26 protein-coding genes are annotated in these 26,367 nt (G+C 70.8%); 14 read left to right on the top strand and 12 right to left on the bottom strand.

All coding sequences use genetic code 11. The annotated features are described in order from the left end of the window. The first annotated feature begins 154 nt into the window (after positions 1 to 154). Positions 155 to 2,368, top strand: a complete 2,214-nt coding sequence (gene katG, locus ACFY16_RS14335; RefSeq protein WP_390647408.1) for a catalase/peroxidase HPI — start codon at positions 155 to 157, stop codon at positions 2,366 to 2,368. 265 nt (positions 2,369 to 2,633) lie between these two features. Here katG and cyc2 read toward each other — a convergent pair whose 3' ends face one another. Then, positions 2,634 to 4,793: a germacradienol/geosmin synthase Cyc2 gene (gene cyc2 / locus ACFY16_RS14340; RefSeq protein WP_390647409.1), complete on the bottom strand. Its 2,160-nt coding sequence runs from the start codon at positions 4,791 to 4,793 to the stop codon at positions 2,634 to 2,636. Between the two features lie 179 nt (positions 4,794 to 4,972). Here cyc2 and ACFY16_RS14345 point away from each other — a divergent pair, with 179 nt between their 5' ends. Then, a complete protein-coding gene (locus tag ACFY16_RS14345; protein WP_390647410.1) occupies positions 4,973 to 5,233 on the top strand; it encodes a hypothetical protein in 261 nt (86 codons plus the stop codon). Here ACFY16_RS14345 and ACFY16_RS14350 read toward each other — a convergent pair. From ACFY16_RS14350 to ACFY16_RS14360, 3 genes are all read right to left on the bottom strand, one after another. Further along, the gene (locus ACFY16_RS14350) at positions 5,210 to 6,412 is read right to left on the bottom strand and encodes a damage-control phosphatase ARMT1 family protein (protein WP_390647411.1); all 1,203 of its coding nucleotides are present in this window, start codon (positions 6,410 to 6,412) and stop codon (positions 5,210 to 5,212) included. The two genes, ACFY16_RS14345 and ACFY16_RS14350, sit on opposite strands and share 24 nt — an antisense overlap. A 27-nt stretch (positions 6,413 to 6,439) precedes the next feature. Beyond that, on the bottom strand, positions 6,440 to 7,087 hold the full coding sequence (locus ACFY16_RS14355) for a ScbR family autoregulator-binding transcription factor (RefSeq protein ID WP_390647412.1): 648 nt from the start codon (positions 7,085 to 7,087) through the stop codon (positions 6,440 to 6,442). Positions 7,088 to 7,157: 70 nt separating this feature from the next. Then, entirely contained in the window at positions 7,158 to 8,024 is an 867-nt protein-coding gene (locus ACFY16_RS14360; protein ID WP_390647413.1) for a ScbA/BarX family gamma-butyrolactone biosynthesis protein, read from the bottom strand. 215 nt (positions 8,025 to 8,239) lie between these two features. On the opposite strand from ACFY16_RS14360, the gene ACFY16_RS14365 reads away from it, so the two are divergent. Beyond that, positions 8,240 to 8,887: a ScbR family autoregulator-binding transcription factor gene (locus ACFY16_RS14365; protein WP_390647414.1), complete on the top strand. Its 648-nt coding sequence runs from the start codon at positions 8,240 to 8,242 to the stop codon at positions 8,885 to 8,887. Between the two features lie 210 nt (positions 8,888 to 9,097). Then, positions 9,098 to 10,018 carry a lytic polysaccharide monooxygenase gene (locus ACFY16_RS14370; RefSeq protein WP_390647415.1) on the top strand — a complete coding sequence of 307 codons (921 nt, stop codon included), beginning with the start codon at positions 9,098 to 9,100 and terminating at the stop codon, positions 10,016 to 10,018. Positions 10,019 to 10,036: 18 nt separating this feature from the next. On the opposite strand, the gene ACFY16_RS14375 is transcribed toward ACFY16_RS14370, so the two are convergent. Further along, on the bottom strand, positions 10,037 to 10,690 hold the full coding sequence (locus tag ACFY16_RS14375; RefSeq protein WP_390647416.1) for a Tat pathway signal sequence domain protein: 654 nt from the start codon (positions 10,688 to 10,690) through the stop codon (positions 10,037 to 10,039). Positions 10,691 to 11,335: 645 nt separating this feature from the next. Here ACFY16_RS14375 and ACFY16_RS14380 point away from each other — a divergent pair. The 3 genes from ACFY16_RS14380 (at position 11,336) to ACFY16_RS14390 (ending at position 13,084) form a co-directional block, all read left to right on the top strand. Then, entirely contained in the window at positions 11,336 to 12,028 is a 693-nt protein-coding gene (locus ACFY16_RS14380; protein WP_390647417.1) for a DUF6230 family protein, read from the top strand. A gap of 4 nt (positions 12,029 to 12,032) precedes the next feature. Next, a complete protein-coding gene (locus tag ACFY16_RS14385) occupies positions 12,033 to 12,500 on the top strand; it encodes a DUF6114 domain-containing protein (RefSeq protein WP_390647418.1) in 468 nt (155 codons plus the stop codon). Between the two features lie 128 nt (positions 12,501 to 12,628). Then, positions 12,629 to 13,084, top strand: coding sequence for a tellurite resistance TerB family protein (locus ACFY16_RS14390; RefSeq protein ID WP_390647419.1), 456 nt, complete (start codon positions 12,629 to 12,631; stop codon positions 13,082 to 13,084). A 335-nt stretch (positions 13,085 to 13,419) separates the two neighbouring features. Here the strand turns inward: ACFY16_RS14390 and ACFY16_RS14395 are convergent, their stop codons facing one another. Further along, entirely contained in the window at positions 13,420 to 14,379 is a 960-nt protein-coding gene (locus ACFY16_RS14395; RefSeq protein ID WP_390647420.1) for an ABC transporter substrate-binding protein, read from the bottom strand. On the opposite strand from ACFY16_RS14395, the gene ACFY16_RS14400 reads away from it, so the two are divergent. The 5 genes from ACFY16_RS14400 to ACFY16_RS14420 all read left to right on the top strand — a co-directional run bounded on the left by ACFY16_RS14400 (position 14,348) and on the right by ACFY16_RS14420 (position 18,756). Then, positions 14,348 to 14,569, top strand: coding sequence for a hypothetical protein (locus ACFY16_RS14400; RefSeq protein WP_390647421.1), 222 nt, complete (start codon positions 14,348 to 14,350; stop codon positions 14,567 to 14,569). The genes ACFY16_RS14395 and ACFY16_RS14400 overlap by 32 nt on opposite strands. A gap of 183 nt (positions 14,570 to 14,752) precedes the next feature. Continuing rightward, complete coding sequence (locus ACFY16_RS14405) at positions 14,753 to 17,224, top strand: ATP-binding protein (protein ID WP_390647422.1); 2,472 nt, start codon at positions 14,753 to 14,755, stop codon at positions 17,222 to 17,224. After that, positions 17,221 to 17,697, top strand: coding sequence for a roadblock/LC7 domain-containing protein (locus ACFY16_RS14410; RefSeq protein ID WP_390647423.1), 477 nt, complete (start codon positions 17,221 to 17,223; stop codon positions 17,695 to 17,697). Before ACFY16_RS14405 ends, ACFY16_RS14410 begins: the two co-directional genes overlap by 4 nt. A gap of 38 nt (positions 17,698 to 17,735) precedes the next feature. Next, positions 17,736 to 18,170, top strand: coding sequence for a DUF742 domain-containing protein (locus tag ACFY16_RS14415; protein ID WP_390647424.1), 435 nt, complete (start codon positions 17,736 to 17,738; stop codon positions 18,168 to 18,170). Next, positions 18,157 to 18,756, top strand: a complete 600-nt coding sequence (locus ACFY16_RS14420) for an ATP/GTP-binding protein (RefSeq protein ID WP_390647425.1) — start codon at positions 18,157 to 18,159, stop codon at positions 18,754 to 18,756. The genes ACFY16_RS14415 and ACFY16_RS14420 overlap by 14 nt, the downstream gene beginning before the upstream one ends. Position 18,757: 1 nt before the next feature. On the opposite strand, the gene ACFY16_RS14425 is transcribed toward ACFY16_RS14420, so the two are convergent. The 6 genes from ACFY16_RS14425 to ACFY16_RS14450 form a co-directional block, all read right to left on the bottom strand. Further along, positions 18,758 to 19,426, bottom strand: a complete 669-nt coding sequence (locus tag ACFY16_RS14425) for an ABC transporter permease (protein WP_390647426.1) — start codon at positions 19,424 to 19,426, stop codon at positions 18,758 to 18,760. Next, entirely contained in the window at positions 19,423 to 20,136 is a 714-nt protein-coding gene (locus ACFY16_RS14430) for an ABC transporter permease (protein WP_390647427.1), read from the bottom strand. Before ACFY16_RS14430 ends, ACFY16_RS14425 begins: the two co-directional genes overlap by 4 nt. Further along, on the bottom strand, positions 20,133 to 21,317 hold the full coding sequence (locus ACFY16_RS14435) for an ABC transporter ATP-binding protein (RefSeq protein ID WP_390647428.1): 1,185 nt from the start codon (positions 21,315 to 21,317) through the stop codon (positions 20,133 to 20,135). The genes ACFY16_RS14430 and ACFY16_RS14435 overlap by 4 nt, the downstream gene beginning before the upstream one ends. A 193-nt stretch (positions 21,318 to 21,510) precedes the next feature. Continuing rightward, positions 21,511 to 22,251, bottom strand: a complete 741-nt coding sequence (locus ACFY16_RS14440) for an FAD:protein FMN transferase (RefSeq protein ID WP_390647429.1) — start codon at positions 22,249 to 22,251, stop codon at positions 21,511 to 21,513. Position 22,252: 1 nt separating this feature from the next. Next, positions 22,253 to 22,666 carry an FMN-binding protein gene (locus ACFY16_RS14445; protein WP_390647430.1) on the bottom strand — a complete coding sequence of 138 codons (414 nt, stop codon included), beginning with the start codon at positions 22,664 to 22,666 and terminating at the stop codon, positions 22,253 to 22,255. Positions 22,667 to 22,685: 19 nt separating this feature from the next. Next, on the bottom strand, positions 22,686 to 24,023 hold the full coding sequence (locus ACFY16_RS14450; protein ID WP_390647431.1) for a ferric reductase-like transmembrane domain-containing protein: 1,338 nt from the start codon (positions 24,021 to 24,023) through the stop codon (positions 22,686 to 22,688). A gap of 151 nt (positions 24,024 to 24,174) precedes the next feature. Between ACFY16_RS14450 and ACFY16_RS14455 the strand changes: the two genes are divergently transcribed. After that, the gene (locus tag ACFY16_RS14455; protein ID WP_390647730.1) at positions 24,175 to 24,864 is read left to right on the top strand and encodes a response regulator transcription factor; all 690 of its coding nucleotides are present in this window, start codon (positions 24,175 to 24,177) and stop codon (positions 24,862 to 24,864) included. Then, a complete protein-coding gene (locus ACFY16_RS14460) occupies positions 24,861 to 26,297 on the top strand; it encodes a sensor histidine kinase (protein WP_390647432.1) in 1,437 nt (478 codons plus the stop codon). Before ACFY16_RS14455 ends, ACFY16_RS14460 begins: the two co-directional genes overlap by 4 nt. The last annotated feature ends 70 nt before the right edge of the window (positions 26,298 to 26,367 follow it).

A 26,367-nucleotide genomic window follows, 5' to 3' on the forward strand; every position in this document is an offset into this window, starting at 1 on the left:
GGGACAGGACGACTCCAGTACTGCAGGAGAGGGAGACGTGGGGGGCGTGAGGCCTCCACGCGCTCACCGCGGCTCCACTGGGGCCTGTGCCCAGGGCTGTCCCGCCGCCCGCGGTACCTGAGCGCCGTGATCCGCCCCGTCCGGAAGGATTCCCATGTCCGAGAACCATGACGCCATCGTCACCGACGCGAAAACGGAGGGCGGAGGTGGTTGCCCGGTCGCGCACGGGCGCGCCGCGCACCCGACTCAGGGCGGCGGCAACCGCCAGTGGTGGCCGGAGCGGCTCAATCTGAAGATCCTTGCCAAGAACCCGGCCGTGGCGAACCCGCTCGGCGAGGAGTTCGACTACGCGGAGGCGTTCAAGGCCCTCGACCTCGCTGCCGTGAAGCGGGACATCGCTGAGGTGCTGACGGACTCGCAGGACTGGTGGCCGGCCGACTTCGGCAACTACGGCCCGCTGATGATCCGGATGGCCTGGCACAGCGCGGGCACCTACCGGATCAGCGACGGCCGCGGCGGCGCCGGGGCCGGCCAGCAGCGCTTCGCCCCCCTCAACAGCTGGCCGGACAACGGCAACCTCGACAAGGCGCGCCGTCTGCTGTGGCCGGTCAAGAAGAAGTACGGCCAGAGCATCTCGTGGGCCGACCTCATGATCCTCACCGGCAACGTCGCCCTGGAGACGATGGGCTTCAAGACCTTCGGCTTCGCCGGCGGCCGTGCCGACGTCTGGGAGGCCGAGGAGGACGTCTACTGGGGTCCCGAGACCACCTGGCTCGACGACCAGCGCTACACCGGCGACCGCGAGCTGGAGAGCCCGCTCGGCGCGGTCCAGATGGGCCTCATCTACGTCAACCCGGAGGGCCCGAACGGCAACCCGGACCCGATCGCGGCGGCCCGCGACATCCGTGAGACGTTCCGCCGGATGGCGATGAACGACGAGGAGACCGTCGCCCTGATCGCCGGCGGTCACACCTTCGGCAAGACGCACGGCGCGGGCCCGGCGGACCACGTCGGCGCCGACCCCGAGGCCGCCTCGATCGAGGAGCAGGGCCTCGGCTGGAAGAGCACCTACGGCACCGGCAAGGGCGGCGACGCGATCACCAGTGGCCTGGAGGTCACCTGGACCAGCACGCCGACCCAGTGGAGCAACGGGTTCTTCAAGAACCTCTTCGAGTACGAGTACGAGCTCACCCAGAGCCCGGCCGGTGCGAACCAGTGGGTGGCGAAGAACGCCGAGGCGATCATCCCCGACGCGCACGACTCGTCGAAGAAGAAGCTCCCGACGATGCTCACCACCGACCTGTCGCTGCGCTTCGACCCGATCTACGAGCCGATCGCGCGCCGCTTCTACGAGAACCCCGACCAGTTCGCGGACGCCTTCGCCCGCGCCTGGTACAAGCTGACCCACCGTGACATGGGCCCGAAGTCCCTGTACCTCGGCCCGGAGGTCCCGGCGGAGACGCTGCTGTGGCAGGACCCGCTGCCGCAGGCCGAGGGCGAGGCCGTCGACGCCGCCGACATCGCGGCGCTCAAGGCCAACCTCCTCGACTCGGGTCTGACCGTCTCGCAGCTGGTCTCCACCGCGTGGGCCTCGGCCTCCACGTACCGGGGCAGCGACAAGCGCGGCGGCGCCAACGGTGCCCGCATCCGCCTGGAGCCGCAGCGCGGCTGGGAGGCCAACGACCCCGACCAGCTGGCGCAGGTGCTGCGCACCCTGGAAGGGATCCAGCAGGAGTTCAACTCCGGCGCCAAGAAGGTCTCCCTGGCCGACCTGATCGTCCTCGGTGGCGCCGCCGCCGTGGAGAAGGCCGCCAAGGACGCCGGTTACGACGTCGAGGTGCCGTTCACCCCGGGCCGTGTCGACGCGACCGAGGAGCACACGGACGCCGAGTCGTTCGCCGCGCTGGAGCCCACCGCGGACGGCTTCCGCAACTACCAGGGCAAGGGCAACCGCCTGCCGGCCGAGTACCTGCTGATCGACAAGGCCAACCTGCTCGGCCTGAGCGCCCCCGAGCTGACCGTCCTCGTCGGCGGCCTGCGCGTCCTGGGCGCCAACCACGCCCAGACCTCGCTCGGTGTCCTCACCGACACCCCCGGTGTCCTCACCAACGACTTCTTCGTCAACCTGCTCGACCTGGGCACGACGTGGAAGTCGACCTCCGAGGACCAGAACCACTTCGAGGGTCGTGACGCCTCGGGCGAGGTCAAGTGGACCGGCACCCGTGCCGACCTCGTCTTCGGCTCGAACTCCGAGCTGCGGGCCCTCGCGGAGGTCTACGCGAGCGACGACGCGAAGGAGAAGTTCGTGAACGACTTCGTCGCGGCGTGGGTCAAGGTCTCGAACCTGGACCGGTTCGACCTCGTCTGATCACCTGGTCCGATCACCTCGCGTGATCATCCCGTCTGATTCACGGCGTCCAGGCCGGCCCGCGCGGGCCGGCCTGGACGTCCTGCGCCCGAAGGGCCGGAACGCACCACCGATTCGATCATGGTCATGACGGCCCCCGAACCGACCATCGTCGCCACCTGGTCGAGCACGCGGCACGGGCGGGCGTCGGGGCCGTGTGACGCCGTACTCGACGCGCCTCGACGTGGTGGGGCGAGTCCGACCGGGCCGCGACCCGTGTGCGGCCTCAGCCGACGGGCAGCGCCGGGGCCGGCGGGCGGTCCGGGAGGAAGCGGTGTGCGCGGCGGGCCAGGTACGCGGACTTGTAGCGGTCGACCTCCCGGTGCCAGTTCAGGATGCCCGCCATCCAGTTCTGGAGGTCGGCCACATAGCCCCGCACGACCTCCCGTTCCTCTTCCGACAGGTCGAAGTCGTCGTAGAGGACGGGCAGTTCGTGCGTGGCGACGTGCTCGAACTGCCGCATGCGCTGGTTCATCAGGTCACCGACCACGCGCAGGGCGGTCGGGTAGTCGCAGCCGAAGAAGTTCTGCACGACGAGGACGGCGTTGTGGATCTCGCCCTCGTACTCGATCTCCTTCTGGTACGAGAAGACGTCGTTGAGGAGGCAGGCGTAGTCGACGGCGGCGTTCTCCAGGGAGCGGACGGGGCCGCTGCGGTACACCTCCGGCGGAACGGCGGGGCCGTGGTCCAGCCGGCACAGGCTGAGGGTGAGGTCGGAGCCGAAGGTGGCGCGTCGCATCTCCAGGTAGTCGACGGGGTCGGGGACGCGGTTCTGGAGCTGGTTGGACAGCTCCCACACCCAGCTCTCGGTCATCACGTTCACCGCGTCCCTCAGGGTGCCGCGCGCCTCGGGAGTCATCCCGGCCGTGGTGCGCGCCCACAGTTCGATCAGCCCGCGCTCCATGGCGTTGGCGGGGACCGGGACCGCCTCGCCGGCAGCGGGCATGCAGGCGGACAGGCGCTGAGTGGCCAGCCGGGCGGCGGCCAGGTCGCGGCGGTGCCCGAAGACGAGGGGGTAGTAGTCGTCGGCGTACGTACCCCAGGCGAGCCACTGTGAGCTGAGGTCGAGGGCCTCGACGGTCGCGTCCGGGTCGAGACCGGCGGCGCACAGCGGGAGGTCGGCCGCCGCGAGCTTGTCCTCGTCCCACACGCCCTCCTCCAGCATGCCCATGCGGTGCATCCACCCGGTGAGGCGGGCGCGGGCGCCGTCGAGGTGCGGGCTGAGCTCCACCTCGAACGGCATGTGGAAGTCGGGCAGCAGGGAGGGACCCACCTTCTGGCGGGGCACATGGGAGTAGGCGCGCAAGCGTTCCGCGGCGGCGGACGCGAGCAGCGCGCCGATGTCCGCGGCGGAGGTGCCGGGCCCGGTCAGGCTCTGCCAGGGCGCGGCGGACCGCGCGCCCTCGTTCATGTACCGGCTGGAGCGCAGATGCCATTCGTGACCGCCGGACTGCCAGTCCTGCAGCCCCTTGGTGTACGCCGCCACCGCCGCGACCTCGCCGGCGGTGAGGCCTCTGTCCAGGGCCAGGGCGGGCACTTCGGTGAGGGCGGTGTGCTCGAACTGGTGGAGGCGGGAGGTGAGGATGTCGTTGACGGTGTCGGCGGCCTCCTGGGTGGTGCAGCCGAAGAAGGTCTCCAGGACGAGCACGCCGTTGCTGTTCTCGCCCTCGTCCTCGACCTCCCGCTGGTAGGAGAACAGGTCGTTGCGCAGGTGCACGGCGTCGGCGAACGTCTCCATCAGCACCCTCAGCGGCCTCGACCCGGCGACGGCCGCGGGCACTTCGGCGGTGGCGTACTCCACGAGACCCGCCGACCAGGGCGCGCCGCCCACCTTGCGGCGCATCTCGATGTACTCGACGGGGTTCGCGATCCGCCCCTCGTTGATGTTGGACAGCTCCCACATCGACTCGTTCAGCAGGTGCTCGGTGGCGACGGCGAAGCGGCGGCGCCAGTCGGCGGACATCGCCGGCACCGTACGCGCCCACAGGTCGGCGAGCCCGGCCTCGACCGGGTTCTGCGGTTCCGGCACGGGAGCCGACAGGTCCAGCGGCATGAACAGCGGCAGCCGGTCCAGGTGGGCCTTGCCCGCGGCGCGGTCCGGGGTGCGCTTGAACATGTCGAGGAAGTGGTCGTCGAAGAAGAACACCCACACGTACCAGTCGGTGATCAGCGACAGCGCGGGACCGTCGCAGTCGGGGTGGGTGTAGGCGCAGAGCAGGCCGTAGTCGTGCGCGTCGAGGTCGGCCTGCTCCCAGATCCCGGACCCCTCCAGCATGCCCATCTCGCGCGCCCACCCCGTCGAGTGGGCCCGGGCCTCGTCGACGTGCGGGTTCAGCCGCGCGGGGTACGGCATGTAGAAGTGCGGGAGTTCGAACGGCTGAGTCATGGCCGGGCCCTACCCGTGCCCCTCAACACCCATCCGCCGACCGGGACATGACCACACCATCGCGTGAACGAGGTGCGAATCGCAGGGTTTTCCCCAGTCGATCCGCTCCGCCGCACGCGCTCTTGCCGAGCCCCCCGCGCCGGGCCACCGTGTTCGCATGACCCCCTTCGTGCTCCCCCATGAGCTGCACGGCGACGGCGCGCCGACCGGTGCGCCGGGCGTTCACGCCCGGACGCGTCGACCGTTTCGCGGCGCTCGCCGGACAGCGGGCCCGCGCGCTGCTCACCGGCGCCGTGGAGCGGGCCAGCCGTTTTCAACTGCGGGTGCTCCACCGGGAGGCGCTACGGCTGCTGCCCGCGCTGCGGACGGCCTGCCCGCCGAGACGACCTGTGTCGAGCTTCATCAACGGCATCAAGTCACCTCCCGTACGGGTGACCTGACGCCCGGTTGACCTGGATCAGGGCATGGGTCCCGCTCGTCCGCCAACGCTGCCCCTCGGCGGCGACGAGCGTGTCCTCCGTGCGGGCGTCGAGGCCGGTGATCACGTCGGACTTCAGGGTGCGCAGGGCGGCGACCGGGCCGGGGAAGTAGGCGGTGACATCCGCGAAGGGGGTGGTCGGGGGCCGGCGGCGGTCGCCCACCAGCCGACGGTAGTTGAGGTCGCCCTTGACGACGGTCAGGTCTGCGTCGCCGAACTCCTTGTGCAGTTCGGGGGGCATCGCCTCGTACGGCAGTGGGGCGCAGGCGAAGGGGTGCGCGCGGACCTGGAGCCGGCCGTCGGCCATCGCGTCCCGGACGCCCCGCCCGTACCCGGCGGCCGCGCCCGGCGCGGCGATGAGCCGGCGGACCGCGTCGAGCACGTCGGCGGTGGTGGCGTCGGAGACGTAGTACGGGTACGGCTTGATGTGCAGGACCGCCCGTTCCACCCGCCGCCGTTGGAGGAGGTGGGCGATGAGGAGCAGATCGGGGATGAGCTCGCGGCCCGCGTTGTCGGCGACCAGGCAGAGGGTGCCCGTGCCGGAGGGCGGGAGCAGCGACCAGAGGGCCTCGCTGTCGTCGGCGACCAGGGCCGGGCTGGTGTCGGGGGTGTGGCCTGCGGGGGCGGAGAGGCGGAAGCCGAGGTCGGCGCGGTTGCCCCAGAGCGAACCGTGCAGCAGGGCCCTGGCCTGCTCGTCGGCCGGGCGGGCCTCGAGGTCGTCGAGGGCGGCCAGTTCCTCGTCCGTCTCCGGGGCGTCGAGCTCGGCGAGCTTGGAGGGGCGGAAGGGGTCGATGCCCTGCCAGGACCCGGGAGCGAAGTATCCTACTGCTTCGAGGAGTTGACGGTAGAAGTAGCTTTCCGCCCACAGCCACGGTACGTCGAACCAGGACCGGCCCACGTACTCCCCGAGACCCCACGCCTGCCACCGGTCCCGGTCGTGAGCGTCGGCGGGAAGCGGCTCGAGCACGCCCTCGGCGCAGCTGACCAGCAGCGCGTCCAGCGCACGGCGGATGTCGGGGCCGTACGGAGTGGCGTCCCGCACCTGCCGGATGATCGCGGGATGCCGCTCGGCGAGCACGCTGTGCGGGAAGGAGCCGGGTTCGTTGCCGAGGATCACGGGCGGGGCGGGGGTGTCGGGCATGCGGCTCACCGTATCGGCTCGCTCCGATCACACGACGCTGATCTCCCGCTCCAGCCGGGTGACGAGCGCCAGGTAGCGCGGGCGTCGCGGTACCGGCACCAGGCCCCGGATCAGCATGTGCCACATCTCCGCCATCCTGCGCGGGAGTCGGGCGACGGGTTCCAGGGAGCGGCCCACGACGCGGGTACCGACGAAGAAGGAGACAAGGGAGTGGGCGACGGCGTCGACGTCGACGTCCGGGTGGACGTCGGACTCCCGGACCGCGCCGACGAGCCGGCGCGTGACCAGGTCCAGCCACTCCGTGAACGGGTGCGGCAGCGGGGGCCGTACCTCGACTCCGCCGGTGGCGAGCCGGAGTCCGGCCCGGGTGATGGGTCCCTCGACGGACAGCCGCGCCATGCCGAAGGTGATCCGCATCAGGGCCTCCAGGGACGGGCAGCCCTGGTCGTCGACCTGGTCGGTCACCTGCCGTGAGGCCTGGGACTGGAGTTCCATGATGGCGCGGGCCAGGTCCTCCTTGGCCGCGAAGTGGAAGTACAGGGCGCCCTTGGTGACCTGCGCGTGCTCGACGATGTCGCTCAGACTGGTCGATTCGTAGCCGCGCCGGTCGAACAGGTCGGCTGCGGCCGTGATGATCGTCGCGCGGGTCTGCTCGGCGCGTAGCTGCCTCGCCATCGACTGGACACTCCCGGGGGCCGTAAAGAACGGGTCATGCCGTTTGTTTTGACGCCCTGTCCACGATAACTCACCGCCCCGCGGTGCCCACCAGACACTCGAAGATCGTCGACTCCCCCTGTCTGCCCACGACTTGCAGCTCGGAACCGTCCTCACTGGTCAGCTCGATCCAGGTAGGACTGTCCAGCTCGGCGTACCGGTGAAATCGGGCGTGGTACGCGACGGGTGCCCGTTTCCCGTCGGTCCACCACCGGGCCGTCTGGCGGGCCGCCTCCAGGAGCAGCATCCCGGGGACGTGGTCCAGTGGGTGGTCGAAGAAAAAGGGGTGTGCGGTATCTACTCGCAGTTGCCAGCGGTCGGAGCGGTCCGTCGGGGCCAGGACGACGTCGGCCGGCAGGACGCGGTCCACGCCGGTGGGCGGCAGCCCGGGCCGCAGGGGCACGGCGGAGGCGAGGGCCGGGGTGCGGCCGCCGCGCAGCCTCCGGTAGACGGGCTCGCTCAGACAGGTGAACGCGACATTCGCGTGGGCAACCCACTCCCCCGCGCGCAGGACGTCGGCCGCGTAGCGGGCGCCGGCCGGGCGGGCACCGCGGTACTGGACGTCGATGAAGGCGACTTCGACGGTCGGTTCGGCGGGCAGCGCACCGCCGGCCAGGTGCTGGGGAAACGTCTCGACCTGGAACTCGTTGAGCACGAAGTGGTGGCCAAGAGGGACGTCGTACTCGGTGTGCGCGATCAGCGTGCCGCTCTGCCGTACGGTCTCCACGACCAGCGGCGGATCGTACACGGTACGGTCGGGCGACACGTGTAACTCGTGGGATCGCGGCCACTGCGCCGACACCTGGAACCGGTCGGGCACGGTCCGGCTCCAGCCGGTGAGGAGGGTCTCCGCCACCGCCCCGCGGTGGACGAGCTCGCGGGGAACGGTTGCCGTCATGGACGGGGTCTCGGCACTCTGGCGGGGTCGCGGCACGTCCCTCCCTACGGTCCCCCGAAGGCCACAGCAGACGGCGAAGCGCCCACTCGAGCAAGCGTTAGGGTACGAGGCGACCGGTTTGTTTTCAATGAGATCAGTAAACGACGCCCGAAGATCGGGCCGATCCGGCACGCGATCGCGGGGATCGGCCGACTCAGCGGTGCGGAGGGGCTCTTATGGCAAGACAGGAGCGCGCCGTCAGGACGCGCAGGGCGATCCTGGAAGCCGCCGGCGCGGTCTTCGACGAGCACGGCTACACCTCCACGACCATCGCCATGGTGCTGGAGCGGGCCGAAGTCACCAAAGGCGCCCTGTACTTCCACTTCCCGTCCAAGGAGTCCCTCGCGCAGGCGGTGCTCGACGAGCAGGTGCCGTTCGGTGCCGTGCCGCCGCAGCCCTGCAAGTTGCAGGAGATCATCGACATGACCTTCGTCGTCGGCACGCGGCTGCTGGGCAGCTCCCTGCTGCGGGGCAGTGTACGGCTCGCTGTCGACCAGGCGACACCGTCCGGGGTCGATCACGGGCAGCCGTTCCGGCAGTGGGCCGAGCGGCTGACGGAACTGATGGAAGAGGCGCGCGCGCAGGGCGAGTTGCTGCCCACGGTGCGGTCGCGGGACACGGTGGAGTTGCTGGTCGGGGCGTTCACCGGCATACAGCTGATGTCGCGGGCGCTGACCGACCGGACGGACCTCGGCGAGCGGCTGTCCGTGCTGTGGGCGCACATGCTGCCCAGTATCGCGGTGCCGGGTCTGCTGCCCGGCCTCGACAGCGGGGCCGACCGCGCCTCGAGAGTCCTGACGGCAACCGAAGCACCGATCGCGTAGCGGTGGGGGCGGGGCGGGGGCGACAACGGTGACGACGGCGGCGTCCACGGTGTAGGTGGTGTTGACGTCGTCCGCGGAGTCCGAGGTCGCGCGGGCCGCATCGCGCCGGGTTCCGGCCGTCGGCTGAACGCATCGGCCCCGGCCACCGTACTGCACACAACAGCCCGTTCCCGCGAGACCGTTCCCGCGCCGGCCGAGGAGACGTTCCGGATGCCCCGGATGACCGCATACCGCCGCACCGCCCTGGCGGCCACCGCTCTGAGCCCGCTCCTGCTGAGTCTGTGGACCGCGGCACCGGCGTCGGCGCACGGCGCACCGACGGATCCGGCCGCCCGGGTGTTCGCCTGCTCCCCCGAGGGCGACTCGACCGGCTCGGCGGCCTGCCGGGCGGCCGTGGCCGCGAACGGCGCGTCCTTCGCCGCCTGGGACAACCTGCGGGTCGCGAACGTGGCAGGCCGGGACCGACAGGTGATCCCCGACGGGAAGCTGTGCAGCGCGGGCCTGCCCGCCTACAAGGGCCTCGACCTCGCCCGCGCGGACTGGCCGTCGACGCGCCTGTCACCGGGCGGGACGCTGACGATGACGTACGCCTCGACGATCCCGCACACCGGCACGTTCAAGCTGTTCCTGACCAAGCCCGGCTACGACCCGGCGAAGCCGCTGAAGTGGTCCGACCTGCCTGCACAGCCGTTCGCCGCGGTGCGGGACCCCAAGCTGACGAACGGCGCCTACCACCTCACGGCGAAGCTTCCGTCGGACCGGACGGGACGCCAGGTGCTGTACACGATCTGGCAGAACAGCAGCACGCCGGACACGTACTACTCGTGCTCGGACGTGGTGTTCCCGGAGGCCGCGAAGTCCACCGCGTCCGCGAGCGCAGCGGGCCGCGCGAGCGGCGGCCCGTCGCCGACCGCCGAGGCCCGCAGGAGTGCGGCGGCCCCCTCGGTGAGTACGCCCTCCCCTGCGCGGACCGCGCGGTCCGCGAGCCCGGCCACCGACAGCACGCCGGTGGCGGCGTCCACCACCGACCCCGGCTCCGGCCCCTCCGCGCCCCTCATGGCGGGCGGCGCCGCCGCGGTGCTGGTGCTCACCGGGGGCGCCGCCCTGTACATGCGCCTACGTCGACGCTGAACTCCGTTCCTGCGACGGTCAGTTGACGTGGACCGAAGCGCCGGCGTCCGTCACCGGGGCGTACCTGGCGGTGAAGTAGCCGTTGGCGAAGCACAGGGACGAGCCGGACGTCTTGGTGAACTGCTGGTTGGCGAAGGCGATGCTGTTGTCGGTGTTGCTCGCGGTACCGGAGAGGGTCGCGGCCTGGTAGACGCAGGTGATGCTGCCCAGCAGGGTGCGCAGCTTGACGGTGGTCTGGATGGTGGAACCGGCGGCCGGAGTCACGGTCACGGTGCCGTCCGAGGCCACGGTGGTGGTGTACGGCAGGTTGTCGACCGTGATGCTGGTGACGCCCAGCACGCCGACGACGTTGCTGGTGCAGGTGGCGGCGTCGAAGGTGTGCGACGTCAGGGACTCGGTGGCCGTGCCCGGCGCGGTGGGGTTGTCCCCGACCGTGGCGGTGAACTGCGACGAGGTGCACGAGACGCCGCTCGTGCCGGTCGCGCTCGAGTAGAGGGTGGCGGCGGTGCCACTCGCCAGGTTCGCGATGAGGGTGTCGCCGCTCGCGACGGGGGTCCCGGCGGCACCTCCGGTGGTCAGGACGGGGGTGTCGGCCGCGGAGGCGGGGACGGCAGCGGGCAGCGTCAGGGCGACGACGGCGCCGGCGAGGGCGAGGAGGGTGCGAGTGCGCATACGGGTGCCTCTTCTCCGAAGTGGGGGGCTGAGGGGGGTGTTGGGGGTTGAGGGGGATGGTGTGCGTGCGGACGCGCGGACGCGTCCGCCGTTGCCGGCCCGTGACGCCTTCTCCGTACGTGACGGACCGGCAACGGCAGCTGCCGGCCGACGACCGTGGGGGGAGCCGGCGGCCGGCCGGGGGGAGGGCGGCCGGTCACGGTTCGCAGGGAGGGGAAGCAACCGTGGCGGCGCCGAGGAGGATTCGGACTCGAGGGTCACTGCGGACGGAGGCCGGGAACGCGGGCGGTCGCCGCGCTACGGATCCGGCGCCACGGATCCGGGCTGAGCCAGGGCAAGTTGTAGACCTGATGCACAGTCAACGTCAAGGCCTGACAAGGAAGTTGACGTCGACCGGCGGCTCGGACGGGAGAACCGGAACCCCTTGATCCACAGGTGGCGCACAATCGACACCCTTTTTTCACAACTCCCTTGACCCTTTGCTGTAACCATCGGTAACTTCCTCGGCGGCTACTGCGGCGTAACTATGAAAGCCCTTGCAAACGCCGGGAGTTGTGAGGAGACCTGCGCCCGCAGCCGCTGTCCGCGCCAGGACAACGTGCCGCTGATGCCCAACCCGCACTGACTATGCCCACGGGAGCAGACATGGCCTCGTCCTCGGACCTCACGTCGTCCGCCGACAACACCCCCGAGAAACCGGAAAGCGGTTCCGCGCCGAACACGTCCGCGGTGCCCGGGGGCTCGGAAAGACGCGGACGCGTCCGTATGCGCCGGGCCGCGGTGATGGCGGTGCCGGCCACCCTGGTCGCCGCCGGCATGGCGATCCTCACCGCCCAGGGAGCGCTGGGCGTGTCGTTCAAGATCTCCGGCATGCCCTTCACGGTCACCGCGACCGACCTCGACGGCACCGGCTTCGAGCAGTTCGGCGCTCTCGACTCCATGGCGGACGGCAGCCCCAACGCGGGCGACACCGGTGGCCAGGTGCTGGTCGTCACCTCCGCCATCAAGGACGCCACGCTCACCAAGCTGTGCCAGAGCGTCGATCTCGGCGGCATCAACCTGCGCATCACCGCGGGCGATGGCAAGGACAAGGTGGTCGCGAGCGACCTGACGACCGACTCGACGGAGCTGTCCGGCAACGCCGAGTTCAACGGCATCGAGATCGGCAACGACGCCAGCGAACTGAACAAGGCGGGCGTGAAGGGCCCGATCGGCGTCTTCAGCCAGCAGGCCGACACGGTCCACATCGGCAACCTGCGGCAGACCAACTACGCGACCACGGCCGCCGTGTTCAAGCTGCCGAACCTCCATCTGAGTTTCAGCGACAAGGCGTGCTGATCCGATGCCGGGCCGTCCACGACAGGGACTGAGGCCCGCCTTCAGGGGGTGGCGGGCCGGTCGGCCGTTCTGGGGTGGGCTGCTGCTCACCCTGGGCGGGGCGGAGATCCTGTTCACCGAGAAGGCGTCGCTGAAGGTCGTGATGCACATCGGCGCGCAGGGCCTGGCGGGCTATCTGCTGCCGGCCGTCATGGTGCTGTGCGGGCTGCTGATCCTCTTCAACCCCACCCAGCGCCTCTTCTACTCGATCACCGGGGTCCTCCTCACCCTGGGCACCTGGGTCACCTCGAACCTGGGCGGCTTCTTCCTCGGCCTCCTCCTCGGGGTCGTCGGCAGCTGTCTCACCTTCGGCTGGCTCCCCGACCAGGAACCACGCCGCAGCCGCCGCCGGCGCCGACGGGAGGCGCGGGCCGCGGACCAGCTCCGGCAGACCGGAGATCCGTCGCTGAACGGGGCGGGAGGACCTGCCTGAGCCGGGGCGGGTGAGTGAGGGAGTGAGCCCGGCGGTCCAGGTGTCCGGAAGTCACTGGAACTTATCGGCCGCCCCGTTAGTTTCTACGATGCTGTAGAAACCAATGGCTACGAACACCTGGAGTTCTCATGGCCCTGTGGGACCGCATCAAGGAGTCCGCGTCGACGATGCAGACCCAGTTGGTGGCGAAGAAGAACGACCTCAAGAGCGGCGCCTTCCGCGACGCGAGCATGGCGATGTGCGCCCTGGTCGCGGCGGCGGACGGCACCATCGACCCGGCCGAGCGGCAGCGCGTGGCCCAGCTCATCGCCACCAACGAGGTGCTGCAGAACTTCGACGCCACGGACCTTCAGCGGCGCTTCGACGACAACCTGAACAAACTGACCGCCGACTTCGCCTTCGGCAAGGTCAGCGTGTTGCAGGAGATCGCCAAGGCGAAGAAGAAGCCCGCGGAGGCGCGTGCCGTCATCCAGATCGGCATCGTCATCGGCGGGGCGGACGGCGACTTCGACAAGACGGAGCAGGCCGTGGTGCGCGAGGCGTGCTTCACCCTCGAACTGCCGCCGCACGAGTTCGACCTCTGAAGCGGTGCCTGCCGGGGGCGCGGGGCGGCCCGGTCCCCGGCAGGACGGGTCCGTGCTCGACGACCTCGACGGTGCTCTGACCCACGCCCTGCATGTCGACCGGCGGGCGCCGTTCAGCCACCGGCTACGTCCTGCGCATCGACCCCGTTTCCACGGCCACCGAACAGCAGGACGCGACCTTCCGTATCGGCTACTGAGCCCTCGATCGGTGGAACCCCGGGGCCCGTTCACGGGCTCGGGGGTCCACGTCGGGCACGGCCGCACCGCCGGCGAGCCCGGTCGGCGAGCCGACGGTGCGGATGTTCCGCCTCCAGGAGGAAGGGGGCCGGGCGGACTCAGTCCAGGCCGACCGACTTCAGCCACGCCTTCGCGACGTCCAGCGGGTCCTTGTTGTCCAGCTGCACCTGTGTGTCCAGGTCGAGCAGCGCCTTCGTGTCGAGCTTGGCCGAGACCGCGTTGAGCGCGGCGGCGCCCTCCTGCGAGAGTCCGCCCTTGTAGACGAGCGGCTGCACGTTCTCGAACCCGAAGAGGTTCTCCGGGTCCTGGAGAACGACGTGCTTCTCCTTGGTGATGGTCGGGTCCGTGGTGAAGAGGTCCGCGGCCTGCACGGTGTTCTTCTTCAGCGCCGCCTGGGTCAGCGGACCGCCCGCGTCCAGCGCCTTGAAGGACTTGAACTCCAGCCCGTACACGGACTTGAGGCCCAGCAGGCCCTGCTGCCGGGTCTGGAACTCCGGCGAGGCCCCGATGGACAGGTCCTTCGCGATGTCCTTGAGGTCACCGATGCTGGACGCGGACGTCAGGTTGTACTTCTTGGCGGTCTCCGCGTTGACCGTGACGGAGTCCTTGTCCTGCGCGGGTGCCGGCTCCAGCAGCTCCAGCTTGGCGTCCAGCTTGGCGCCGATCGCGGCCGTCGTGGCCTCGATGGTCTTCGGCGTGGCCTTCGGGTCGAGGTAGGCGAGCAGCGCGCCGTTGTACTCGGGCAGGACGGTGATGGAGCCGTTCTTGAGCAGACCGTAGGTCGTCTCGCGGCTGCCGATGTTGGGCTTGTAGGTGACCTTGATGCCCTTGGCCTTCAGGGCCTCGCCGTAGATGTCGGCGATCAGGATGCTCTCGGCGAAGTTGTTGGAGCCGACGACAACGGTCTTGCCGTCCGACTTGCCTCCCGCGAGCGGGTCGTCGGAGTTGTCGTCGGAGGAGGAACATCCCGCCAGCAGGGCCGTCGCCGCGGCGAGCGCGACGGCCGCCGCGCCGGGGTGTCTCCGGATGGACCTGAAGCTGTGGGCGTTGGAAGTCACGATTCCCGTTCCGGGCTCAGGGGGTGGTGAAGGACTCGGTGAACAACTTGGTGAACAACTCGGTGAAGAACTCGGTGAAGAACTCGGTGAAGATCTCTGGCTCGATCCAATCCAGCCGGTTCTTGGTCAGTCAAGAGGAATCCGGTCACCGATTTGCTTCGATGTACTGCCAGTTGTGAACGGAAGATGAACGACCCGGACATACGCGCCGCAGCCGGGTCGTGACGGATTCTTGACGTAGGGCGAGGTCATTGATTGTTCAAAGGGAAGGTAGTCTCGCGGCAGTTGGCGTCGCACGGCGCACCAGCCCGAATCGATCGAATCCGGTCACGTGATACGTCACGCACCGTGCAGCACCCATGAAGGAGGCCCGGTGTCCACGAACCAGGTGGACGCGCCCGCCCGGCCGGCACCACCACCTCCCACGCGCAGGGGTGTACTGGACTTCGCCGACCGGTGGCCCTTCAGGCGCAAGCTCAACATCCTCGTCGGTGTGCCGCTCACCGTGGTCGCCGTACTGCTCGCCTACCTCATCACCGGGCTGATTCAGGAGTCCGGCCGCGCGGAGTCGGCGGCCCGGCTGGTCCGCGACAGCACCCAGGTCGCACAACTCGTCGACCAGATACAGGCCGAGCACCAGCAGGCGATCCTGCTGTCCGTGCGGCACCAGGCGTCCTTCGACGGCGGCACGCCCTCGTCCGAGGCCTACCGCACGGCGCAGCTGGCCGTGGACGCCCAGGTCGAGAAAGTGCGCGACACCTTCGGAGACCGCCTGCCGGACGCCGAGGCGCAGGCCCTCAGGGAGATCGAGGGCCTGGAAAACCTGCGGGACACCATCGAGCAGAGCTATCTGCCCGCCGACAACATCGACCCGGCGTACGCGGGCGCAGCCCAGGGCCTCATCAACGGCCTCGGCCTGGACCGCAACGCCGACCTCGCCGCCACCTTCACCGGCAATCTGCTCGACTCACTGCTGCGCGCCGACGCCGCGCACGGCGCCTTCGAGACCGGAGTCTTCTCGGCGCGCACCGGAGACACCAACGCGCTCATCGAGTTCACCAGCGCGGTCGGCTCCTACGAGCTGTACACCTACCAGGCCGAACGGTTCGCCCGGTTCGCCTCCGAGGAGCAGGCCGACGAGCTCGGCGGCATCGAGCACAACGCCGCGCAGGCCTCCGTCACCCAGCACTACGCCGAGCTGCAGATCGATCCCGGCGCCCTGCAGGCCGTGACCCCCGGCGAGATCCGCGAGGCGCTCCGGCAGTCGATCGACTCCTACCCCGGATACCGTGAGCAGGCCGAATCGCGCCTGAAAATCACCGCCTCGCTCATCGACCAGATCGCCGACCGGGCCGACGCCACGTCGTCCAGCGCGCAGTGGCGCGCCGGTCTGCTGCTGAACCTCGCGCTGATCGGCTTCGTCGTCTGGATCGCCTTCTCCGTCGCGGTCCGCCGCTCGGTGGTGCGTCCGGTGCAGGCGCTCACCGGCGCCGCCCGGACGGTCGCCGACGTGGCCGGCCGTGAGCTGGCCCGGGTCGCCGACGACGACGCCGAGGACGACGGCCCGCCCCTGCTGCGCGCGATGCCGGTCACCGCGCGGGACGAGATCGGCGAGCTGGCCGAGGTCTTCAACCGGGTGCAGGCCACGGCGGTCGCGCTGCTGGAACGCCAGGTACTCAGCCGCCGCAACGTCGCCGAGATGTTCGGCAACGTGGGCCGCCGGGTCAGCAACCTCACCACCCGTCAGCTGGCTCTGATCGACTCGGTGGAGCGCGGCGAGACCGACCCGGCCCTCCTCGAACACCTCTACTCCATCGACCACATCGCGGTCCGTCTGCGCCGCAACGCCGACAGCCTGATGCTGCTCGCCGGCATCCGCGAGACCGTCCTGGACTCCGGCCCCACCGCCCTCACCAACGTCGTACGGGCCGCGCTCGGCCAGATCGAGGGCTACCAGCGGGTCGAGCTGCACGCCGGGACCGAGGTCATGGTGGAGCCGGACATCATCGGCGACCTGACGCTGATGATGGCCGAACTCCTCGAGAACGCGGTGTCGTTCTCGCCCGCGGGCAGCCCGGTGGAGGTGACCGTGCGCTCCGGCGACACCGGCGCGACGATCACGATCGCCGACCACGGCCTGGGCATGAGCGCCGAGCGCCTCGACGAGGAGAACGGCCGCCTGATCCGCCGCGAACGCCTGGACCTGGTGCCGACCAAGGTGCTCGGCCTGTTCGTGGTGGGCAGCCTGGCCCGTCGCTGGGAGGTCGGCGTCGCCCTGTCGCGCACCCGGGGCGGCGGCGTGACGGCCGAGGTGACGATTCCGTCGTCGTTGCTGCTGACGATGAGCGCGGTGGTCTCCGGCGGTTCGGGCACGTCTTCCGGGACCGTACAAGCAGCCGCCGTACCGGCCGAGTCGGCGTCTGCCGCCGGGCCTCGCCCCTCGCCCGCCGCACCCACGCCCCCACCGGCCGACGACCACCCGGGCTCCCTCCCCCGCCGCGTCCCCCGGCGCGAACCGGGCCCGGCGGACGAACCGGCACCGCTCATCCCGGCGGCGCGCTCCGAGGCGTCAGCGTCCGCCGAGGGCGCCACCGGTGCCCGCCCGCTGCGGCGCCGCGTCCGTGGCGCCACCCTCCGTACCACCGCGGACGCCGCGCAGCAGTCCGTACGTCAGGCCGCCCGGCCGGTCGACGCGGAGGCCGTCCGTTCCGCGCTGGAGGAGTTCGAGGCCGCCGTGGAACGCGCCCATCAGGACACCGCCTCGCATCCCCTACCGACCCAGCCCGCACCGACCCCCCACCACGCGCACGACACGAACCACCTCCCGGAAGGAGCCGAGCAGTGAGTACGTCGACAGGTGACACGCCGTCCGGCGGCCCCGCCCCGACCGACCTGCAGGCCGCCGCAGCCGACTTCGCCTGGCTGCTCAACCGTTTCGCGACGGAGACCGCAGGTGTGGTCGACGCCATCGCGGTGTCCTCCGACGGGCTGCTCATCGCCGTCTCCGAGCTGCGCGAACACGCCGACTCCGAGCGTCTGGCGGCCATCGTCTCCGGCATCACCAGCCTGGCCGCCGGGGCGTCCGGCAACTACGGCCTGGGCGGACTGAACAAGGTCATCATCGACCTCGAGGGCGGCCACGTCCTGGTCTCCGCGATCGGCAGCGGCGCGGTGCTCGGCGTGGTCACCGACAAGGACGCCAAGCTGGGCAACATCGCCTACGAGATGACGGTGTTCGCCAACCGGGCCGGCGCCGCGCTCAGCCCCCAGATCGTGCTCGAACTCAAGAACAGCGTCGGCGCCGCGTCCCGACGCTGACCGGCCGCCGCCCGGTCGCGAGAGAAAGAGAGCCACCCATGGCGGACGGTGCCGCGCCTTCCCCGGACCCGGCCCCGGTTCCGGTCGGGCCCGCCCCCGCCGTACGGCCGTTCCTGGTCACCGCCGGCCGGGTGGCGGGCGCGGGAGACGCCGAGTCCGGCAGGACGATGCCCGTCGAGACCCAGCTGGTGGCCACCGTCACCGGGCTCGACGAGCTCGACCGGCTCTCCTTCGAGCGGCACGACATCGTCGCCGCCTGCCGGCAGCCGCAGTCCATCGCGGAGATCGCGGCCCGGCTGCGGCTGCACCTGAACGTGGTGCGGGTCCTCGCCGAGGACCTGCGCTCCGCCGGGCAGCTGACGGTGCACGTGCCCGACGTGGGCGCCACCCACGACGCATCCGTCCTGCGCAGGGTTATCGATGGCCTGCGGGCCATCCCCGACTCCCGAGGGGTACTCCGTGACACCGACTGAACCGCTCACCCGGGGCACGGCCACGCAGAGCGCCGTACGGCCGCCACTGCCGGTGAAGATGGTGATCGCGGGCGGTTTCGGCGTGGGCAAGACCACCGCCGTCGGCTCGATCTCCGAGATCGAGCCGCTGACCACCGAGGCCGCCATCACCGAGGTCGCGGCCGGGGTGGACGACCTCAGTCACACCCCGCGCAAGACCACGACCACGGTCGCGATGGACTTCGGGTGCATCACCATCGACCCCACCCTGAAGCTGTACCTGTTCGGCACGCCCGGACAGGAGCGGTTCGGGTTCATGTGGGACGACATCGTCGAGGGCGCGGTCGGCGGGCTGGTCATCGTCGACACCCGCCGCCTGGACGACTGCTACGCGGCGGTCGACTACTTCGAACACCGGCAGATCCCGTTCGCCGTGGCGGCCAACGCCTTCGACGGGAAGGTCGAGCACACCCTGGAGGAGGTCCGCTGGGCGCTCGCCGTCGCCGACCACGTCCCGGTGCTGGTCTTCGACGCCCGGGAACGGGGCTCGGTGCGCGACGCGCTGCTCGTCGTACTGGAGCTGGCGCTGGCGCGCACCGAGGGCTGACTCACCCGCTTCTGCGCACGCCCGGCGACACCGTGAGCCGGGTGACCGCCCAGAACAGTGCGAGGGTCGCCAGCGCCACCAGGGCCACCAGCGTGGCGCCGCCCACCACCTTCTCGTAGTTGCGCTGGTAGAGGCCGTCGATGACGTAGCGGCCGAGGCCGCCGAGGCTGACGTACGCGGCGATGGTGGCCGTCGAGACGATCTGGATGGCCGCCGAGCGCAGACCGCTGAGGATCAGCGGAAGCGCGACCGGCAGTTCCACCTGGAACAGGACCCGGGGTTCGGCCATGCCCATGCCCCGGGCGGCGTCCACGGGCGAGGGGTCGACGGAGCGGACCGCCTCGTACGTGGTGACCAGGATCGGCGGGACGGCGAGGACGACCAGCGGGATCATCACGGGCACCAGGCCGAAGCCGAGCAGGATGAACATCAGCACCAGCAGACCGAAGCTGGGCAGCGCGCGGGCGGCGGTGGCGATGGACGCCAGCGCGTTGCCGCCGCGGCCGGTGTGGCCGGTCAGCAGGCCCACGGGCAGCCCGATGGCGGCGGCGATGGCGAGTGCGATCAGCGAGTACTGGAGGTGCTCGCGCAGCCGCGTGGGGATGCCGTCGTAGCCGTGCCAGTGGGCGCTGTCGCTGAAGAACGCGTTGATGAAGTGGATGACGTTCATCGGACGGCGTCCTCCAGAGCGGGCGCGGCCGGTTCGGGCCGGGCCTCGGCGGCGGGGCGGGCCCTGCGGGTGCCGCGCGGCATCCAGGGCGTCAGGAGCACACGGACGGCGACCAGGACGGCGTCCGCGAGGATGGCCAGGACGGCCGTGCCGATCACCGAGAGCCACACAAGGCGCGGCTGGTGGTAGATCATGCCGTCGTTGAGCAGATTGCCGAGGCCGCCCTGGTTGCCGATCAGCATGCCGACGCTGACGAGCGAGATGCTCGACACCGTCGCCACCCGCAGCCCGGCGATGATGGCGGGCGCCGCGATCGGCAACTGCACCAGGACGTACCGGCGTACCGGACCGAAGCCCATGGCGGTGGCCGCGGCGAGGGTCTCCTCGGGGACGGAGCGGACGCCGTCCACGATCGCCGGGACGAACACCACCAGGCTGTAGACGGCCAGCGGGATCATCACGGTGAGCTCGGTCTGGCCGGTGTAGTCGATGAGGACGACGAAGAAGGCCAGGGAGGGGATGGCGTACAGCACGGTCGCCACGCCCAGGACGGGCGCGTACAGCCAGCGCAGGCGCACACAGAGCTGGGCGATCGGCAGTGCGGCGACCAGGCCGGCCAGGACCGGCAGCAGGGCTTCGCGCAGGTGCAGGCCGATGAGGCCGAAGTAGCTGTGCTGGAGATCGCTCGGAATGTCGAAGAAGCCGTTCATCCGGCGACCTTCTTGGCGGTACGCCCGTCGGAGCCGGCGTCGGGGACCGCCTCGCCGCCGGCCTTCGGGGCCGTGCGTCCTTCGGCGTGGGCGCTGCGGATCGCCTCGCCGATGGTCTGCTGCGAGACCACTCCGGTCGCCCGGCCCTCGTGGTCGACGGCGACGGCCCAGCCGGTGGGCGAGAGCACGGCGCCGTCGAGCGCGGCGCGCAGCGAGTCCTTGCCGGCCTCGAAGGGCCGTCCGTGCGGCAGGAGTTGCTCGGGGCGGATCGCCCCGGCGGTGAGGTCCTCCGGCGCGCTCCAGCCGAGCGGTCTGCCGTCCAGGCCGGTGACGAGGAGGTAGGGCGCGTCCTCGGTGTCGCGGGCGGCGATCTGCTCGGCCGTGGAGTCGATCGCGACGATCGGGGAGGTCAGCAGGCCGAGTCCCGCGGAGGTGAAGAAGGACAGCCGCCGGATGCCGCGGTCGGCGCCGAGGAAGTCCTCGACGAAGGCGTCGGCCGGGTCGGACAGCAGCTCGGCGGGCGGCGCGTACTGGGCGAGCCGGCCGCCGGTGCGCATCACGGCGACCATCGTGCCGATCTTGATGGCCTCGTCGATGTCGTGCGTGACGAAGACGATGGTCTTGCCCAACTCCTCCTGGATCCTCAGGAGTTCGTCCTGCAGTCCCTTGCGCACCACGGGGTCGACAGCGGAGAACGGCTCGTCCATCAGCAGCACCGGCGGGTCGGCGGCGAGCGCCCGCGCCACACCGACGCGCTGCTGCTGCCCGCCGGAGAGCTGGTAGGGATACCGCTTGGCGAGTGCGGCGTCGAGGCCGACCCGCTCCATCAGTTCGCGCGCTCGCGCCCGGGCCTTGTCCTTGCTCCAGCCGAGCAGGCGCGGCACGGTGGCGATGTTGTCGACGATCGTGCGGTGCTGGAAGAGCCCGGCGTTCTGGATGACGTAACCCATCGAGCGGCGCAGGGTGTTGACCGGCTGCTGCTGGACGTCGACGCCGTCGAGGAGGATCGTGCCCTCGCTGGGCTCCACCATCCGGTTGATCATGCGCAGGGTCGTGGTCTTCCCGCAGCCCGACGGACCGACGAAGACGGTGATCGAGCGGTCCGGTATGTCCAACGAGAGCCGGTCGACCGCGACCGTGCCGTCCGGGTACCGCTTGGTGACTGAATCTATCCGTATCAAAACGCCGAATACCCTTCGGGTTTGGCAGAAAGCTGCCCATTTTCGGCCACGGTCGTCGTTGCGCAGGCCGTTGCGGGGAGAGTCTAGACCGGGAATGTTGCAGGGCTTTGGCGCCCTGATGCGAGCGGGCCGCCGAACTCCCTGTCGGCGGCCCGCTTCTCCGTCGTACCCGGCGTGGACGCCCGACCGTCTCCTACACCGGCACCGAGCCTGCCCCGGCCACCGGAAGCCCCGGCGTCCGCAGCACCCGTCGCCCGGCATCCACCGCGTAGACCTCGCAGCCCGCCCTCGCGGCGGCCCACTCGATGCCCTCCTCGCCCATCGCGAAGGCGGCCGTGGCCATGGCGTCCGCCTCTGTCAGGGTCGGGGCCACCACGGTGACGCTGAGGAGGCCGATGGCCGGGCGGCCCGTGCGGCCGTCGACGATGTGGTCGCCGCGCTCGTAGCGCGCGGAGGTCGCGACCGCCCCGTCGGTGATCTCCAGGACGGTGCAGAGCTTGTCGGCGATCTCGGGGTGCCGTACACCGACCCGCCACGGACCGCCCGCCGTCACCACGTCTCCCCCGGCGTTCAGGCAGAACCGGGCCAGGCCGGCGCCCATGAGCAGCTCCGCCGCCCGCTGCACCGACCAGCCCTTCACCATCGCGCAGGGGTCGAGGCCCCGGCCGGGCAGCCGTACGTCGAACGCGCCGCCGGTGGCGACCCGGTACTCCTCGCACAGGCCGAGCACCTCGGCGAGGTCGGGGCTGACCTCGCCGGCGGACAGCTCACCCCGGTCGAGGCGGGACACCTCGCTGTCGGCTTTGAAGGGGCTGAACCGCTCGTCGACCTCGCGCAGCCAGGCGAACACCGCGTCCGCGATGCCGTCGGGGACGTGCTCGTCGTCGATCCGCAGTGAGACCGGGAACCCCATGACGTGTTCGACGCGGTTCACGTCAGGCGCCCTTCGCGTCGAGGGCTGCCTGGAGCGACTCCTTGTAGCCGTCGCTCGTGATCGTCGCGCCCGACACCGCGTCGATGTCCGCGCTCTGCGCCTGAAGTGTCTCCGCGATCAGCTTCGGCACCGCGGCCGTCGTCTGCGGATGGTTCGGCTGCTGGAGCATCCGCACGGAAGCGATCTTGTCGCCCTCGAACGTGACCTCCACCCGCACGGCACCCTTCTCCGTGTTCACCGTCGTGCCCGCGACGACCTGGGACGAGGCGCCCGAGGAGCCCGAGGAGGAGGACGAGGAGGGCGTCGACGCGGGCGCGGCGACCTCGGTGGACGACGTGTCGGTCGACGGTGCGTAGCGCCACACCGGGATCAGGCCCGCGACGCTCAGGACCAGGACAGGTATTGCTCGCTTCACGGTGTTTTCCTCGTCTCCCTCATCCCGCCAGGCTGAAGCGCTCGAAGTGGATCTGCGGCTTGGGCACGTCCAGCTCGCGCAGGCCGGCGAGTACCGCGTTCATCATGGGCGGCGGTCCGCACAGGAAAATGTCCCGGTCGGTGATGTCCGGCACGAGCCGCGCGAGCTCGCTCGGGGCCAGCTTGTCGGGGCTGACCGGTCCGGTGACCAGGTGCAGCTCGGCGCCCTTGGCCGCGGCGAGGTCCCGCAGCTCGTCGTAGAGGACCGCGTCCCGGTCGGTGGCGACGCGGTAGATGACCACGGCATGGCCGTGCAGCTCCTCCAGGAGCGCCCTGATGGGGGTGACACCGACGCCGCCGGCGATGAGCAGGGCCTCGGGCCGGGTGCGGTGCATCGCGGTGAAGGCGCCGTAGGGGCCCTCGGCGAAGACACGCGTGCCGACCTTCACGTGCCGCAGGGCGGCGGTGCCGTCGCCGGCCGTCTTGGCGGTGAGCCGCAGCGTGCGGCCGTCGGGGGCGGCCGACAGGGAGAACGGGTTGGCCTGCCACCAGCGGTCCCGGGTCAGGAACCGCCACAGGAAGAACTGGCCGGCCCGCGCGGGCAGCCGGTCCAGGTCGCGTCCGGTGACGTAGATCGAGACGACGTCGTCGGACTCGGGGACGACCGCCGACACCCGCAGCTGGTGGCGCTGGTTGCGCCACAGCGGCAGCACCGCCCGGCCGACGACGACCGCACCCAGCGCCACGCCCCACACGACGTACCAGTACGTCGTGGCGGCGGACGACGACGTGAAGGTCGTACCGACCGCGACCTGGTGCGTGAACGCGAGGACCACCGCGACGTAGGCGTACAGGTGGATGAAGTGCCACGTCTCGTACGCCAGCCGGCGCCGGGCGTAGCGGGCCGAGACGGCACCGATCACGATGATGATCGCCAGTGCGACGACGGCCCGCAGCACGCCCTCGACGGTCTCGGCGAGGTCCACCAGCTGGCTCACCGGGTCCATGGCGGACGACTCGGCGTAGCCGAAGGTGATGAACACGACGTGCGCGAGCAGCGTCCACAGGATGCCGAAGCCGGTCCAGCGGTGCCAGGAGGTCAGCCGGTCCATGCCGATGCGGCGGTCGAGCCACGGCAGCCGGGCCACCAGCAGCAGCTGGAACGCCATCAGGAGCGCGCCGTAGAGACCGGCCAGCCGGCCCAGCACGATCAGGGCGTTCGAGGCGAAGCCGGCCTGGGCGAAGAAGTAGGCGACCACGGCCACGTTCGCGGCCAGCACGGCGTACAGGCCGGTGCGGGCCACCACCCTGGGGCGTATCGCCGTGGGGGGCGCAGGGGGCGATTGGACGGTCGTCACGGGCGACAGCTCCTTGATCGGGTCCGGGGTAACCGAGCTTGTCCGCAGGGAGCTGTCATTTTGCTGTCGTTCGTCTTTCAAGTGGTTATCGAAGTGGCCGCGGCGGTCCCCCCGCGCCGGCGGCGGGAGCCGAGTGAAGCACTATGAGCGGGTGGAAAAGGTACGACTTCTCGTCGTGGACGACGACCCGCCGATCGCCGACCTCGTGGCGACGGTCGCCCGCTACGAGGGCTGGGAGGCGGTCACCGCGAACTCGGGTGAGGAGGCGCTGCGCCGGGCCGCGGAGTTCCATCCGGACATCGTGGTGCTCGACCTGATGCTGCCCGACGTGGACGGCTTCGGCGTCCTGGACCGGCTGCGCGGCTCGGGGACGATGGTGCCGGTGGTGTTCCTCACCGCGCGCGACACGGTCGCCGACCGGGTGGCGGGGCTGACCCGGGGCGGCGACGACTACCTGGTCAAGCCGTTCGCGGTGGAGGAGCTGATGGCCCGGCTGCGTACGGTGCTGCGGCGCAGCGCCGGGCCCGGGTTCCAGCGGTCGGTGCTGCGGGTGGCGGACCTGACCATGGACGAGGACACCCGTGAGGTGCGGCGCGGCGGACAGCTGCTCACCCTCACCCCCACCGAGTACGAGGTGCTGCGCTATCTGATGCGCAAGTCGCCGACCGTCCTCACCAAGGCGCAGATCCTCGACCACGTGTGGGAGTACGGCTTCGGGGGCCGCTCCAACGTCGTGGAGCTGGTGGTCAGCCGGCTGCGCCGCAAGCTCGACGAGACGGGCGAACCGCTGATCCAGACCGTGCGCGGCTTCGGATACGTGATCCGGCAGGCGGCCGAGTGATCGGGCGGCTGCGGTACCACCGCCGGCTGCGTCTGGGCACCCGGCTCGCCCTCGGTCTGGGTGTGCTGGCACTGGTCGTGTTCGCCGTCGTCGGCACCGCACTGACGACGTACATGCGCGACTACCTGGAGAACCAGCTCGGCTACCAGATGAAGGTCGTCCAGACCGTGCAGACCAAGGACGCCGCGGCCAACGGCACGGTGACGCAGAAGCCGTACTGGGGCTGGTTCACGGCGGTCTACGACGTGTCGGGCGACTCCGCCGAGCTGCGGCAGCCCGCCGACATCCCGCACGACATCCGCCCGCTGACCGCGCTCGCCAGGAGCATGGCGCACTCCGACACGGAGATCATGCGCACCGTGCACATCGACGGGTCCGGCACCTACCGGCTGAGGGCCTGTGCGGTCGAGCCCGGGGTGGTGCTGGTCAGTGCCGCGCCCATGTCCGAGATCGACGACACCATCGACCGGCTGATCACGGTGCAGGTGATCGCCTTCGGGCTGGCGCTGCTGGCGCTGGTGGTCTTCGGCCGGAGCATGCTGCGGCGGGGACTGAAGCCGCTGAGCGACATGGCGCACACCGCTCACGGCATCGCCTCGCACGACCTCAGCGAAACGGCGGCGCGGCTGCCGCTGCGCGCCGACGAGCGGGGCGGCGGCCCGGAGGTCGAGGAACTGCGCACCGCCTTCAACACCATGCTGGAGCACATCGACGACTCCCTCGCGGTCCGCGCGGAGGCCGAGCAGCGGCTGCGCCGGTTCGTCGCGGACGCCTCGCACGAGCTGCGTACGCCCCTGATGTCCGTACGAGGCTACGCGGACCTCTTCCAGTACGCCGCCGCCAACGCCCCCGAGGAACGGGACAGGCACCTGGCCCGGCTGCGCACCGAGGCGGCCCGGATGGGCGTCCTCCTGGACGACCTGCTGCTGCTCGCCCGGCTGGACGCGGCGGAGGTGGACGCGCCGCTGCGGCTGCAGGAGACGGATCTGGTGGGGCTGGTCGAGGAGGCGGCCGCCGCGTTCCGGGCGAGCCATCCGGGGCGCCCGCTGACGGTGACGTCCGGCCCGGCCTCGCTGAAGCTGCGCCTCGACCCGCACCGCATCCGGCAGGTGCTGGACAACCTGCTCACCAACGCCGCCGTGCACACCCCGGGCGGTACGCGGGTGTCGGTGCGGGTCGCGCTGGAGCAGGACACGGCGGTGGTGCGGGTCGAGGACGCCGGCCCCGGCATACCGGCCGAGGACCGGGAACGGGTCTTCGACCGCTTCTACCGCGTCGACAAGGCCCGCAGCCGCGACCGCGGCGGCAGCGGCCTCGGCCTCGCGGTCGCCGGCTCGCTGGTCCGCGCGCACGGCGGCACCATCGAGCTGGGCGACGAGCCCGGCACCACCGTGTTCACGGTCGGCCTCCCGCTCACGCACGGCGGCAACTGAAATCCGGGCGCGGACGCGTCGGGCTCACCGTCATCGACCGGGCCACCGAGACCGACACGGCACTGGTGAA

The sequence above is a fragment of the Streptomyces sp. NPDC001315 genome (genome assembly GCF_042896175.1).
GTDB lineage: Bacteria > Actinomycetota > Actinomycetes > Streptomycetales > Streptomycetaceae > Streptomyces.